11 protein-coding genes and 1 pseudogene are annotated in these 14,320 nt (G+C 59.6%); 10 read left to right on the top strand and 2 right to left on the bottom strand.

Going from position 1 to position 14,320, the window contains the following annotated elements:
• Positions 1 to 282: 282 nt before the first annotated feature.
• Positions 283 to 642: a DUF6124 family protein gene (locus tag AC3I65_RS25705; RefSeq protein WP_488524336.1), complete on the bottom strand. Its 360-nt coding sequence runs from the start codon at positions 640 to 642 to the stop codon at positions 283 to 285.
• A 419-nt stretch (positions 643 to 1,061) separates the two neighbouring features.
• On the opposite strand from AC3I65_RS25705, the pseudogene AC3I65_RS25700 reads away from it, so the two are divergent.
• A pseudogene (locus AC3I65_RS25700) lies at positions 1,062 to 1,907 on the top strand (serine/threonine-protein kinase); the annotation flags it as partial.
• A gap of 378 nt (positions 1,908 to 2,285) precedes the next feature.
• Here AC3I65_RS25700 and desA read toward each other — a convergent pair.
• Positions 2,286 to 3,470 carry a delta-9 fatty acid desaturase DesA gene (gene desA / locus AC3I65_RS25695; protein WP_076383221.1) on the bottom strand — a complete coding sequence of 395 codons (1,185 nt, stop codon included), beginning with the start codon at positions 3,468 to 3,470 and terminating at the stop codon, positions 2,286 to 2,288.
• Positions 3,471 to 3,616: 146 nt separating this feature from the next.
• Here desA and dibA point away from each other — a divergent pair, with 146 nt between their 5' ends.
• From dibA to AC3I65_RS25650, 9 genes are all read left to right on the top strand, one after another.
• The gene (dibA, locus tag AC3I65_RS25690) at positions 3,617 to 5,524 is read left to right on the top strand and encodes a phosphodiesterase DibA (protein WP_107321445.1); all 1,908 of its coding nucleotides are present in this window, start codon (positions 3,617 to 3,619) and stop codon (positions 5,522 to 5,524) included.
• A gap of 142 nt (positions 5,525 to 5,666) precedes the next feature.
• Complete coding sequence (gene oscA, locus AC3I65_RS25685; RefSeq protein ID WP_047230313.1) at positions 5,667 to 5,849, top strand: sulfur starvation response protein OscA; 183 nt, start codon at positions 5,667 to 5,669, stop codon at positions 5,847 to 5,849.
• A gap of 50 nt (positions 5,850 to 5,899) precedes the next feature.
• Positions 5,900 to 6,913, top strand: coding sequence for a sulfate ABC transporter substrate-binding protein (locus AC3I65_RS25680; protein WP_107321446.1), 1,014 nt, complete (start codon positions 5,900 to 5,902; stop codon positions 6,911 to 6,913).
• A gap of 213 nt (positions 6,914 to 7,126) precedes the next feature.
• The gene (gene cysT / locus AC3I65_RS25675; RefSeq protein ID WP_047230311.1) at positions 7,127 to 7,945 is read left to right on the top strand and encodes a sulfate ABC transporter permease subunit CysT; all 819 of its coding nucleotides are present in this window, start codon (positions 7,127 to 7,129) and stop codon (positions 7,943 to 7,945) included.
• Positions 7,946 to 7,957: 12 nt separating this feature from the next.
• Positions 7,958 to 8,827 (top strand): sulfate ABC transporter permease subunit CysW, encoded by an 870-nt coding sequence (cysW, locus tag AC3I65_RS25670; RefSeq protein WP_107321447.1) that lies wholly within the window; start codon positions 7,958 to 7,960, stop codon positions 8,825 to 8,827.
• 3 nt (positions 8,828 to 8,830) lie between these two features.
• A complete protein-coding gene (locus AC3I65_RS25665) occupies positions 8,831 to 9,820 on the top strand; it encodes a sulfate/molybdate ABC transporter ATP-binding protein (RefSeq protein ID WP_047230309.1) in 990 nt (329 codons plus the stop codon).
• A gap of 288 nt (positions 9,821 to 10,108) precedes the next feature.
• Positions 10,109 to 11,479, top strand: coding sequence for a hypothetical protein (locus AC3I65_RS25660; RefSeq protein ID WP_047230308.1), 1,371 nt, complete (start codon positions 10,109 to 10,111; stop codon positions 11,477 to 11,479).
• Positions 11,469 to 11,981 (top strand): sorbitol dehydrogenase, encoded by a 513-nt coding sequence (locus AC3I65_RS25655; RefSeq protein ID WP_173406328.1) that lies wholly within the window; start codon positions 11,469 to 11,471, stop codon positions 11,979 to 11,981. The genes AC3I65_RS25660 and AC3I65_RS25655 overlap by 11 nt, the downstream gene beginning before the upstream one ends.
• Positions 11,978 to 14,200, top strand: a complete 2,223-nt coding sequence (locus AC3I65_RS25650) for a GMC oxidoreductase (protein ID WP_274090591.1) — start codon at positions 11,978 to 11,980, stop codon at positions 14,198 to 14,200. Before AC3I65_RS25655 ends, AC3I65_RS25650 begins: the two co-directional genes overlap by 4 nt.
• Positions 14,201 to 14,320 lie beyond the last annotated feature (120 nt).

Here is a 14,320-nt window from a genome sequence, read left to right as displayed (position 1 = left end):
CCGTGTGCTTTGCGAGCTCAACCTCGCCGATATCCGACGGCTGTATCTGGCCGTTAATAAATGTCCGCTTCTGGCCGATTGCTAATGGTAGCTCATGGCCGATAGCAGGTGTGGATCGACAGCCGTTAGTACTTGGGCCGTTTGCTACGTGTCTGTAAGTGAGGCCGCGAAACGAAAGCGCAGGCCAGTGATGAGATGAAACAGGCTCGCTAGGAAAGCTGTGGTCAGATGCAAATACATCAAACCCGACGTAAGACGTCGGGTTTGATATCGGATGGATTGTTATCGCGGATCGACGTTATCCAGCACCCGATTCGCCAGCAATGAACTCAGTTCGATCAGTTGCTGGACGCCGAGGGCGATGTGGCGGCGGGGGCCTTCGAGGTCGAAAGCCAGATTGCTGATCATCGCGTCGGCGGATGCCAGGTTTTCGTTGAGGTTGGCGAGCAGGCATTCGTTGTCGGCGTGTTTTGCCACTGTGAAGAGCTGGCCCGGTTTGGATGCATCTTCAGACTTTTCCGGTTTCGGCAGCAGATAGTGATCCAAGGCGCGTTTGGCGGCTTCGTCGTGCTTTTTATTTTTGCTACTGGAATGAGTAGAGGTTGCGTCTGTTTCTGGAGGGTTCGGAGTTATCTTGAACATATGCATTTTTCCTTCTAGTAGGCCGCAACCATCTCGCTACTAAACGAAGGGGGTGGCAGCTGTGCGCAAGTTAGTAGACCGGTGGAAAATACATAAAAGCCCGGCGCGCCCGAAGGCGCCATGCGCACAGCCACCATCAAATGCAGGCTACGCCTGACTGATGAGACTCATGCACCATTATGTATTTCCAACCAGGGCTACTAAACCCGACCACTGATGGGCAGTGGCAGGGAAACGATAGAACCCATGGGCAAGGCGCACAAGCGGGCGGATTCTGGCGTAGTTGTAGGCAAAGGCGCAAGGATGCGTAGCTTGGTGGAAAAGGGGTGCTAAATAGGTGGGGCGGGTAGCCATGTCACGAATTCCGCCTTCGCCAATGCGTCTCCTTCGATGGTATCGGGCGAGCGTCGTATCAGCGACTATCGCAAGTACTCGCAGGTCGCTATCGCCTAGAACGCCTGCTCGGAGCAGGCGGCATGGGGATCGTGTACCGCGTACGGGACCTGCTACACGAACAATACGGTGATCCCGATCCATACGTTGCGTTGAAAATGCTCAGTGAGCAATTCGATGGCTCGCCTGACGCGAGCGCGCTGCTCTACAGCGAGTTCGCCCTGGGCAGACGATTGCATCACCCGAACGTGTTGCGTCCATACACCTTCGAAGTGGACGCTGACCATCGACGGGCTTTTATCACCATGGGACTGATGCGCGGCTTGACCTTGGACAAACTGCTTTGCGAGCGGCCGCTGGGTTTGCCCTGGCATGAACTGCACGCCATCGCCGCGCCTCTGCTAGACGCCTTGGCGTATGCCCACAGCCGGGGCGTGTTGCACGGGGACATGAAGCCAAGCAACGTCATGCTCAGCGAGGAGGGGGTGCGTTTGTTCGATTTCGGCTTGGGCCTGGCGCAAGAGGGCCCGTTGAAGGGCCTGCCAAACCTGAGTCGAGATCGCCTCAACGCCTGGACCCCGAGCTACGCCGCCCCTGAGTTGCTTGACGGCGCACCGTTGTCAGAGGGGGCCGATGCCTATGGGGTGGCTTGCTTACTGTATGAACTGGCGAGCGGCAAACACCCGTTCCGCCGTTTACCTTCAACCCAAGCTCGAGATGCCCGCATGGAGCGCGAACTCAAGGCACCGCGCAATTTGCCCAGGCGTTGCTGGGCGGCGTTGCGCTTGGCGCTGACGTTTGATCCGGGACAGCGCCGCATTACTGCGGCGCAGTTACGTGACGCCTTGGGTGCTGAGTCGTCCTGGTGGTGAATTGGTTGCGAGCATGACGCGATCGGGCAATTTCAGAACATGAGAAGCATGGTGGGCGCTCTGACCAACAGAGGTAACTCGGATGTCGAAGGCTTTTACACCGGCCAACTGAGCGCTTTATCGCCGACGACCTGCGGGCCATTCCGTCCCGCTAGGCATGCTCGCGTATTAAAAGAATATCGTGGTCGTTAACCCGAACCACGAGTGCCTCGCGTCTGACCCTGTGAACGGATCATTCATTTATGGCTGTCCCGGCAGCTATGCCAATGTGCGACGTCTGCTCAATCACAAGGCCCCCAAAAAAAGGCGCTTCCCCACTCAAGGAGAAGCGCCATCTTTTTAAGTGAACAGCATTCCGCCGGCTGGCGGGGTTGCTTATCAGGCCGTTGCAGGCCGCAGCGAGTAGGTCTTGAGCTGGTCAGCGAAGTCGCGCAGGGACTGGATGCCGCTGGCCTCGGCTTCGTGGATCCATTCCTTGATGGCCGCGAGCATGTCGTGGCCGTTGCTGCTGGTCTTGGCCCAGATCTGCTGCAAGGCCAGGCGTTTTTCGTAGATCACCTTCAACGCCTGACTGTGTTCCAACATGCTCTGGATGCGCGCGTGGTGACGCTCATCCAGCAGGCTGGTTTCCCGCGATAACAGGCGTTTGGCCCGGTGGAATTGGTGGCGGACCGAGTGATCGACCTTTTCCAGTTCCTGCTTGACCAGCGGCGCGATGACCAGCCTGCGGTACTGGGCCATGATCTGGAAACGGTTGTTGAGGATCGCCATGGCGGTGTCCATGTCCAGATGCCCCTTGCCCTCGACACGGTGGGCGATCGGCGCGACGCGCTGGACCTTGGCCAGGCGCAGGAAACTGAATACCTGGATCCAGGCCCAGCCCAGGTCGAACTCCCATTTGCGTACCGACAGCTTGGCCGAATTGGGGTAGGTATGGTGATTGTTGTGCAGTTCTTCGCCACCGATCAGGATGCCCCAGGGCACCAGGTTGGTCGCCGCGTCGCGGCATTCGAAGTTGCGGTAGCCCACGGCATGACCCAGGCCATTGACCACGCCGGCAGCCCAGACCGGAATCCACATCATCTGGATGGCCCAGATGGTGATGCCGATGGTGCCGAACAGCAGCAGGTCGATGACGCCCATGATCGCCACACCCATGAGTGGGAAGCGGCTGTAGAGGTTGCGCTCGATCCAGTCATCAGGGCAGTTCTTGCCGTAGATGCGCAGGGTTTCGGGGTTTTCCGCTTCGGCGCGATAGAGTTCGGCGCCTTTGCGCAGCACGGTGGACAGGCCTTTGATCACCGGGCTGTGGGGATCATCGACGGTTTCGCATTTGGCGTGGTGCTTGCGGTGGATAGCGGTCCACTCGCGGGTGTTCTGCGCCGTGGTCAACCACAGCCAGAAGCGGAAGAAATGTTTGAGGCCGGCGTTGAGCTCCAGGGAGCGATGAGCCGAATAACGGTGCAGGTAGACCGTGACGCCAATGATCGTGACATGGGTCATCAGCAGGGTGACTGCCACCAGTGACCAGGGCGACAAGCCAAGAAAACCTTCGTACCACATAGGCTATAGGGCCCTCGATAAAGATAGAAACAGCCGTTGCATTATCACCTGCCGCACAGATAAAACCAGTCGGCCTTTCAGATAACAGTGGCAGGATGTTTCTTACTCTATAATTCCCACCTCTTTGTGGGGACATGGATCGCCGAATGACCGTCTATCACCGCAGCGCCATGCGTGGAGCGCTGCTTTATCTCGTGCTGTCGGTCGTCTGGCTGCAGCTGGTTGGTTATTTATTGAGCAGCTTTTTCGATCAATCTGCCGATCAGCTTCGCTGGCAGTTGATCAACGGATATGCCTGGGTCCTGGTCAGCGCCGGATTGGTTTTCCTGGCGGGTGTGCGGATATCCCGGCTTTTCGGAAAAGGTGAACACCGTGCCGACGGCGAACGTTTGCGCCAGGCCGCCGCCGTCTTCGATTGCACGCGCGAAGGGGTGTTGGTGACGGACCCGAACGGCCTGATCGTGCACGTCAATCGCGCCTTCATGACGATTACAGGGTATGCCCGGGATGAGGTGTTGGGCCGGCGGCCCAACCTGTTCAAGTCTGGCCGTCATGGGGCGGATTTCTACCAGGAGATGTTTGCGTCCCTGGGCAGCCGTGGCGAGTGGAGCGGCGAGATCTGGAACCGACGTAAAAGCGGTGAGATCTACCCGCAATGGCAGACGATCCGCGTCGTTCGCGACGATAACGGTCAGGTCAGCCATTACGTCGCGGTGTTTTCGGACATCAGCGCGATCAAGGATTCGGAGCACGAACTGGCGTACCTGGCCCACCACGATCCGCTGACCGGTCTGCCCAATCGCCTGCTGTTTTCCGATCGCGCCGAGCAGGCGCTGGCGTCGTCGCAGTTGCACAAACGCGGCTGCGCCTTGTTGCTGGTGGACCTGGACCATTTCAAGAACATCAACGACAGCCTGGGGCATCACGTTGGCGATCAATTGCTCAAGAGCGTGGCGGAGCGATTCCGGGGGTTGTTTGCGCCAGGCGTGACCTTGGCCCGGCTGGGGGGCGACGAGTTTGCGGTGCTGGTGGAAAATTGCTCGCAGCCGGCGCAGGCGGCGGTGCTGGCCCAGCGCATTATCGATGCCCTGAAAGAACCGTTGCGCCTCGAAAACCAGCTCTTGTTCATCAATGCCAGCGTGGGCATCAGCCTGTTTCCCGGGGATGCCCTCAGCGCGGGGCAACTGCTGCGCAATGCCGACTCCGCGTTGTTCAAGGCTAAGAGTGCCGGGCGCGATGGCTACGCCCTGTATACCGAAGAACTCACCGCTCATGCCCAGCAACGAGTCGAGATCGCCTTCGAACTGCGACGCGCGCTCCAGCAGCAGGAGCTGCGGGTTCATTACCAGCCGGTACACGATCTGGCGACCAGCCGCCTGATCGGTGTCGAGGCTTTGGTACGCTGGGAGCATCCCGAGCGCGGGCTGGTTTCGCCGGCCGAGTTCATTCCCATCGCCGAGCGCACCGGGCTGATCGCCCAAATCGATGCCTGGGTCATGGAGCAGGCCTGTCGACAGATGCGTCAATGGCAGGAGGCTGGGGTGGCGTTATCGTTTGTCGCGGTCAACGTTTCCAGTCGGCTGTTCGCCCGTCGCGAGTTGTACGAACAGGTCGCGCGGGTGCTGCACGTTTCAGGCCTGGACCCGGCCTGTCTGGAGTTGGAAGTGACCGAAAGCGCGGTGATGGACGATCCGGAAGTGGCCCTGGAGCAAATGCACCGTCTGCGGGAATTGGGGGTGCGACTGGCTATCGATGATTTTGGTACCGGTTATTCGTCGTTGCTGCGACTCAAACGCCTGCCTGTCCAGAAGCTCAAGATTGATCAGGGCTTTGTGGCCGGGTTGCCGTGGGATGAGGACGACGCAGCGATTGTCCAGGTAATCATCGCCCTGGCCCGCAGCATGGGTATGCAAGTGCAAGCCGAAGGCATCGAGCAGCGCGAGCAGGCAGCGTTTCTGCTGGAACATGCCTGTGGGATGGGGCAGGGCTACTGGTTCGGGCGACCCGTTGCCGCGCACCAGCTGGATTGGGATCGCGCGCCCGCAATCAATTAATTGCCTTTGCACATCGGCTGTTTGTGTTTTTGGTTATATAAAAATTCTTAAATAGTCTTTTTAAGAATATCTAAGCCTATCTAGTATTGCTCCTACGCCACAAACGGTGCCGCCCACTTCCAGGCATTCAAGGAGCAATAGCATGAGCGCATCTCTACGCAGCGTTGACGGTCAGGACGAAGCAACTCTGTTGCGCGAGATCCTCAATGCCTTGCGGGACCTTCGTTTTGGCGCGGTGGAAATCACCGTGCACAACGCGCAAGTCGTCCAGATCGAGCGCAAGGAAAAATTCCGGTTGCAGCAGCCGAGCCACAAACCGGGTTGAAGACCAACACTTCACAAACATAAAAAACCGGAATTCCAGGAGTTTTCACCATGCCGTCAATTCGCCGTTATGCCTTGGCCGTCTTGGCCAGCGCTGTTTTTGCAGGTTCCGCCGTCGCCAAGGATTACGAGTTGCTTAACGTGTCCTACGACCCGACTCGCGAGCTGTACCAGGATTACAACGCCGAATTCGCCAGTTTCTGGAAGAAAGCGCACCCGGACGATAGCGTGAAGATCCAGCAATCTCACGGTGGCTCGGGCAAGCAGGGTCGGGCGGTGATCGATGGCCTGCGGGCTGACGTGGTGACCCTGGCTCTGGCTGGCGACATCGACGAAATCGCCAAGCTGGGCAAGTCCCTGCCGGCGGATTGGCAAACACGCCTGCCGGAAGCCAGCACACCGTACACCTCAACCATCGTGTTCCTGGTGCGCAAGGGCAACCCCAAGGGCATCAAGGACTGGGGCGATCTGATCAAGGATGACGTGTCGGTCATCACCCCGAACCCGAAGACCTCCGGCGGTGCTCGCTGGAACTTCCTCGCCGCCTGGGCCTATGGCCTCAAGGCCAACGGTGGTGACGAAGCCAAGGCCAAGCAATACGTACAAGCACTGTTCAAGCATGTGCCGATCCTCGATACCGGCGCCCGTGGCTCGACCATTACCTTCGTCAACAACGGTCAGGGCGACGTGTTGCTGGCCTGGGAAAACGAAGCTTTCCTGGCGCTGAAAGAAGACGGCGGCGCGGACAAGTTCGACATCGTCGTGCCGTCGTTGTCGATCCTCGCCGAGCCGCCGGTGGCGGTGGTGGACAAGAATGCCGAGAAAAAAGGCAACCTGGAGATCGCCGAAGCCTACCTCAAGCACCTGTACAGCCCGGCCGGCCAGGAAATCGCCGCGAAAAACTTCTATCGTCCACGTGACAAGGACGTGGCCGCCAAGTACTCCCGGCAGTTCCCGAAATTGGACCTGGTGACCATCGACAAGGACTTCGGTGGCTGGAAAACCGCCCAGCCGAAATTCTTCAACGATGGCGGCATTTTCGACCAGATCTATCAGGCGCAGTAAGCTGGGCAGGCCTGAATGAGCTGATTACAAGCTAAGGCCGGACACTGAATCTGTGGCGAGGGGATTTATCCCCGTTGGGGCGCGAAGCGGCCCTGAATCTGGCATGTCTTTATGCTCAGGTGAATTGAGTCGGCTGCTTTGGGGCTGCTTCGCAGCCCAACGGGGATAAATCCCCTCGCCACAGTTTTTGCGCGTTCTCAACCAAGGACCTTTATGTCGCGTCGCATATCCCCCGTCATACCCGGCTTCGGGCTGACGCTGGGCTACACCCTGGTGTACCTCAGTCTGATTGTGCTCATACCCCTGGCGGCAATGTTCGTACATGCCGCCCAACTTACCTGGGAACAGTTCTGGGCGATCATCTCCGCGCCACGGGTGCTGGCGGCCTTGAAGCTCAGCTTCGGCACTGCTCTGTGCGCGGCGATCATCAACGGTGTGATCGGTACGCTGTTGGCCTGGGTGCTGGTGCGCTACACCTTCCCCGGTCGCAAGATCATCGATGCAATGATCGATCTGCCGTTCGCCCTGCCCACCGCCGTGGCCGGTATCGCGCTAACGGCGTTGTATGCGCCGACCGGCCTGGTCGGCCAGTTCGCCACCGACCTGGGTTTCAAAATCGCCTACACCCCGCTGGGCATCACCCTGGCGCTGACCTTCGTGACGCTGCCGTTCGTGGTGCGCACGGTGCAGCCGGTGCTGGCCGATATCCCCCGTGAAGTCGAAGAGGCCGCCGCCTGTCTCGGTGCCAAGCCGTGGCAGGTGTTCCGCCACGTCCTTGTGCCGGCGTTGTTGCCGGCCTGGTTGACCGGCTTCGCCCTGGCTTTTGCCCGTGGCGTGGGTGAGTACGGGTCAGTGATTTTCATCGCCGGCAACATGCCGATGAAAACCGAGATCCTGCCGCTGCTGATCATGGTCAAGCTCGACCAATACGACTACACCGGCGCCACCTCCATCGGCGTGCTGATGCTGGTGGTTTCCTTCGTCCTGTTGCTGCTGATCAACCTGCTGCAGCGGCGCATCGAAACCCCATAAGGAGGCGCGAACATGTCCCAATCGTCTATTTACGCGGCCTCCACCAACGCCGCCCGCCGCGGCAGTGCAACATCGCGGCGAGTCCTGATCGGTCTTGGCTGGTTGATCTTTGCGCTGTTCCTGCTGCTGCCGCTGTTCATCGTAGTCTCCCAGGGGCTGAAGCTGGGCCTGGGGGCGTTCTTTGCCGCAATCTTCGAACCCGATGCCCTGTCGGCGCTCAAGCTCACGGTGATCGCGGTGCTGATCTCGGTGCCGCTGAACCTGGTGTTCGGGGTCAGCGCCGCGTGGTGCGTGAGCAAATATTCATTCCGTGGCAAGAGCATGCTGGTGACCCTGATCGACCTGCCGTTCTCGGTGTCGCCGGTGATCGCCGGCCTGGTCTATGTGCTGATGTTCGGTGCCCAGGGCCTGTTCGGGCCGTGGCTGTCGGATCACGACATCCAGATTGTGTTTGCGCTGCCGGGCATCGTGCTGGCGACGATCTTCGTCACCGTGCCGTTCGTGGCCCGTGAGCTGATCCCGCTGATGCAGGAGCAGGGCACCCAGGAAGAAGAAGCCGCGCGGCTGTTGGGTGCCAATGGCTGGCAGATGTTCTGGCATGTCACCGTGCCGAACATCAAGTGGGGGCTGATCTATGGCGTGGTGCTGTGTACCGCCCGGGCCATGGGCGAATTCGGCGCGGTATCGGTGGTGTCCGGGCACATTCGCGGGGTCACCAACACCCTGCCTTTGCACGTCGAGATCCTCTACAACGAATACAACCACGTGGCCGCGTTCGCTGTGGCGAGCCTGTTGCTGATCCTGGCGCTCTTCATCCTGCTGCTCAAGCAGTGGAGCGAAAACCGAATCAACCGCCTGCGCGCCAGCGCCGCGGAGGAATAAGTCATGTCGATCGAAGTTCGTAACGTCAGCAAGAATTTCCACGCCTTCAAGGCCCTGGACGATATCAGCCTGGACATCCAGAGCGGCGAGTTGGTGGCCCTGCTGGGGCCGTCGGGTTGCGGCAAGACCACTTTGCTGCGGATCATCGCCGGCCTCGAAACCCCGGACCAGGGCAACATCGTGTTCCACGGCGAGGACGTTTCCGGCCACGACGTGCGTGATCGCAACGTCGGTTTCGTATTCCAGCACTATGCCCTGTTCCGCCACATGACGGTGTTCGACAACGTTGCCTTCGGCTTGCGCATGAAGCCCAAAAACCAACGCCCGAACGAAAGCCAGATCGCGACCAAGGTCCACGAGTTGTTGAACATGGTGCAACTGGACTGGCTCGCCGACCGTTACCCCGAACAGCTTTCCGGCGGCCAGCGCCAGCGTATCGCCCTGGCCCGTGCCCTGGCGGTGGAGCCTAAAGTGCTGCTGCTGGATGAACCCTTCGGCGCCCTCGACGCCAAGGTTCGCAAGGAACTGCGGCGCTGGCTGGCGCGGTTGCACGAGGACATCAACCTGACCTCGGTGTTCGTGACCCACGACCAGGAAGAAGCCATGGAAGTCGCCGACCGGATCGTGGTGATGAACAAGGGCGTGATCGAGCAGATCGGCTCGCCGGGCGATGTCTACGAAAACCCGGCCAGTGATTTTGTGTACCACTTCCTCGGCGACTCGAACCGCCTGCACTTGGGTGAAGACCGGCATGTGCTGTTCCGCCCTCACGAAGTCTCGCTGTCGCGTTCGGAACTGGAGGATCACCACGCCGCCGAAGTGCGCGACATTCGCCCGCTGGGTGCCACCACCCGGGTGACCCTGAAGGTGGAAGGCCAGAGCGAGCTGATCGAAGCTGAAGTGGTGAAGGACCACGACAGTCTGGTGGGCCTGGCGAAGGGCGAGACGCTGTTCTTCAAGCCGAAGGTCTGGCAGAAAGTCGCTAACCTCTAGGATCAAAAGCATCGCGAGCAAGCTCGCTCCCACAGTAGAACTTCAGTGAACACAATATTTGTGTACCTATGAAAATCCACTGTGGGAGCGAGCTTGCTCGCGATGGCGCCCTCACTGACACCCCGAGCCGAATCCGAATAACCCCGCTTGGCCTTGCTTCGATCGGTTCTACTTCTGCACCTGGCCTTGAACCAAACCCTACCTAGACTCTGACTTGCCAGGAGGCAGTAAGAGTCCAATGACGGACCGGTGTTATCTCCTGGCGCCCTGATGCCAAGGAGATAAAGCATGAGAATGGAAGTCAGTCGGCATGGCCCGTTTGGCTGTGCCTTGCTAAGCGTTTTATTGAGCCCATCCGTCAGCGCCACCCCCTCGTTGTCACCGCAGATACCCTTCGATGTCACGGTTGCCGAGGAACATCCCACGCTGGCCAGCCTTCAGCGCGATTTCGATGACCTGTCATGGCAGACCTTCATTGCCCTGAACTGGCCGGCGCTGGACAACGGCAATCCCAATACCGGCACCTCCATCGGCAAACAGGATGGGGCAACGGTGTGGGAAAGCTGGAAAGAGAGCTACCAGATCTTCCGGGCCAAGGGTCAGGCGCCGTTGGCCTGGGACGCGCCGGCGACGCTTCCCGAAGCGTGCAAGTCGCTCAAGTCCGGGCGCCTGTTGCAGCAGATGGGCAAGGTGCCCGATGTGCTGGATGAGTTTATCCAGCCTTTCGAGAGCGGCCCGCTGGTGGATCAGAACGGTACCTATACGCGCAACGAAATCGTGGTCAACCGATCGATGTTCAATTCCATTGTCGACAATGGTCTGTACAGCATCGAAGGCCAGCAGAAGTTTTTTGCCGCAAACCCGACCAACGCCGTGGCTTTCAGTTGCGGCTCGGCCAAGACACAGGACGTCGGCGCGCTGATGGTGAAAGCATCGTGGAAAGTGCTGGGCGCCAATGATCGTCCGCAGGATTTTCACACCGTCGATGCGCTGGTCTATACACCGGGAAACAGCGACCCGAGCAAAGGACCCATTGTCGGGGAGTCGTGCAAGTCCGAACCGGTGGGGTTGGTGGGACTGCACATCGTTCACAAGACCGACAGCGCCGCGCAGTGGGTCTGGTCGACCTTTGAACATGTAAAAAACGTACCCGAACAGACCACCCCCCCGGCCCAACGGGTGGGACCTTATCTGTTCTACAACGCTGCCAGCCAAAGCGATATCAACCAGCCGCCGCCCCGGCCATGGAACCCGGCGGTCAAGGCAACCCCCTCGCAGATCGTGCGTGAGATACCGCTGACCGAAGCCACCAAAACCCTGAACGCCACCTATCAAGCGCTGTTGCGTACGGTCAACCCACAGAGCGTCTGGGCGAACTATCAATTGATCAGTACCCAGTGGCCGTCGGCACCACAGCCCAACTGTCAGATATCAGCCGCCAACCCGCTGGGCAATCCTGCCCCGTTGTTCCTGGCCAACGCCACGCTGGAAACCTACATCCAGGGCACCGTGCCCCAAGCGTCTTCCAGTTGCATGGCGTGTCATGGCAATGCGGCTACCCATGTCACCGAATCGCCGCGCACCAGCTTCGCGGATTTCACCTATTTGCTCGAACGCGCGCAGTCCACGACTGGACAAGGAGTCAAGCATGAGCAGTGATCTGGAAAATTTCGTAGGCCTTTCATCGGTCCTGACTGGCATTTCCACTGAGCGATTGGCACCGGCGATCGACCAGGTGGGTTTGCCTCCGCTGTTTCTTGAATTCATCACGCCAAGAATCACGCCTGATGTGCTCAGTACATTGCTGACTCAATACGCCAACCTGGCGGGGGACAATCAATCCCCGGATCAGATCGCCCAAGCGGTGTTGATGGACGGAGCGCTACCGGCCGACACGCAGACCGCCAAAGCCGCGCGTTCGATCATGAAGCTGTGGTTGCTGGGCGTCTGGTACCAACCCTATGACGCGGCGAGTTTCAAAAAGGATGAGCAGACGGTGGTGTCCGACCAGGCTTATATCAATGGATGGGCCTGGAAAGCCGCCCAGGCTCATCCCATGGGCTACAGCGAGATGTTCTTCGGCTACTGGAACACGACGCCGCCCAGCCTTGAGGATTACACCGGAGTAGCCGCCAACGCGCAGCAAGGAGCTTCGTCATGAGTACCGAACAAGCAGAGGTGGTCATCGTTGGTGCGGGGCTGGCCGGCAGCATCATCGCTTATCAGTTGGGCATGGCTGGCGTGGATGTGCTGGTGCTCGAATCGGGCCCGGAGATCCCGGCCAATCGTACGCAGTATCTGGAGCGCTTCTACACGGCGACCCTGAAAACCCCGGAGTCTCCCTATCCTCCGGTATCGACCCTGGACACACCGCGGGATCCGACCAAGGAAAATGCCCCGCGGGCAACCATCGCCGATCTGATCCTGGGGTGGGACAAACCGGAAATCAGTTACCTGGTGCAGAAAGGCCCGTTGCCCTTCAACAGCACCTACGAACGGGTGGGCGGCGGGACGACCTGGCATTGGGTCGGGACGTGCCTGCGCATGGTGCCGAACGATTTTCGCCTGAAGAGCAAATACGGCGTCGGGGTGGACTGGCCGATCGGCTACGACGATCTGCAAAGTGCCTATTGCCGGGCCGAGGCGGAAATCGGTGTATCGGCCAATGTCGCCGACCAGGCTTATCTGGGCATGACCTTTCCCGAGGGCTATTCATTCCCGATGCACAGCATTCCGCTGTCACTGGTTGACGGCAGTTTTGTCAGCGCCGTGACCGGGCAGACGTTCGACGGCTTGCCGCTGGTGGTCAGTCCGACCCCGGCGGGGCGCAATTCCCAGCCCTACGCCGGGCGCCGGGTGTGTGCCGGCAATACCAACTGCACGCCGATCTGCCCGATCCAGGCCAAGTACGACGCCACGGTGACCATGAACAAGGCCCGGGCCACCGGCAAGGTCCGGGTCATGTACCGGACCGTGGCCAGCAAAGTGACCGTGGGCCCGGACAAGAACATCAATGGCATCGAATTCATTCAATATCAGCTTGGCGAGGGACCGAAGACGGGAAACGGTGTGGCCATCGGGCAGCGTTACGTGATCGCGGCCCATGCCATCGAAACCCCTAAATTGTTGCTCAACTCCAAAACCCCGGACTGGCCTAAAGGTGTGGCCAACAGCAGCGGGCAGGTGGGACGCAGCCTGTCCGATCATCCGATTTACCTGGCGTGGGGGCTGATGCCGGAAGGCAAGACGGTTTTCCCATATCGTGGCCCGGTGTCCACGGCGGGCATCGAGAGCCTGCGTGACGGTGCCTTCCGCAGCCAGCGAGCGGCATGGCGCATCGAAATTGGCAATGAAGGCTGGAACTGGCCGGTTGGCGATCCTTACGTCACCGTGGCCGATTTTATCGACGGGAAGAACATAAGTCGCACCAATCCATTGCCGGCGAAAGAGACACCGCCGCCGCCCACTGAAGCGCTGTACGGCACGGCACTGATCAAAAAACTCAACGAACTGTTCATCCGCCAGTTTCGGATCGGCTTCCTGGTGGAACAGGTGGAAGACCATCCCGACCAGTCCAATAGCTACATCGTGCCCTCGACGGATAACTACAAGGACGGGCTCGGCATTCTTCGGCCGGAAATCCACTACGACCTGTCCGATTACACCAAGGAAGGTTTCAGGCAGGCGAAGATACTGGCGAGCCACATCATCAAGGACCTGCTTGGCGCCGTGGAACTGACAGCACCCATTGGCAAAGGGACCTTCAACTACAAAGGCGAAGATTACAGCTTCCAGGGCGCCGGACACCTGATGGGGACCTATCGCATGGGCGATGATCCAGCCAAGTCGGTGGTGGACAAATACCAGCGCAGTTGGGACCACAAGAACCTGTTTCTGGTGGGCGATGGCGTGTTCCCCAGCACGGGCACCTCGAACCCGAGCCTGACGATTGCGGCGCTGTCGTTCCAAGCCGGGGACACCGTGGCCAACGACCTGAAGGCGGTGACCATGCAGGTCCAATCCAACATCGCCTGGCAGGGCACTGGAGTGCAGATCAACGGGTTGATACCGCGCGTGGTTCGCTACGTCAGGGGGTTATGGTGCGCGAGTCCGCAGGGCGGCAATGTCGATGGAAACGGTGGTTCGCGGCACATCGACTACAGCAGCTATGCCTTGCCCGGTGCCGCCGAAGGCGCCTTGATCGGTCGTGTGGGCAACGATGGAACGCCGTTCCTGGTGGGTGATCTGGCGCAGGTTCCGAGCGACCAGCAAGGGGAACTGCAACTGTGCATCAACGATGACCTGACCGGGCAACATGGGTCTGGCTTGAAAGATAACACCGGCGCGCTGACGATACGGGTCGAGTTTGGTGCGCTGTAACCTGAGCGGTAAGGCCTGACTCTTGTGGGAGCGAGCTTGTGGGAGTAAGGCTTGCCCGCGATGCAAACACCTCGGTGTAGCTTGATAGACCGAGGCGATGCCTTCGCGGGCAAGCCTTGC

This window comes from Pseudomonas sp. N-1-13 (assembly GCF_057787095.1).
This window is presented reverse-complemented; position numbering and strand designations above follow the sequence as displayed.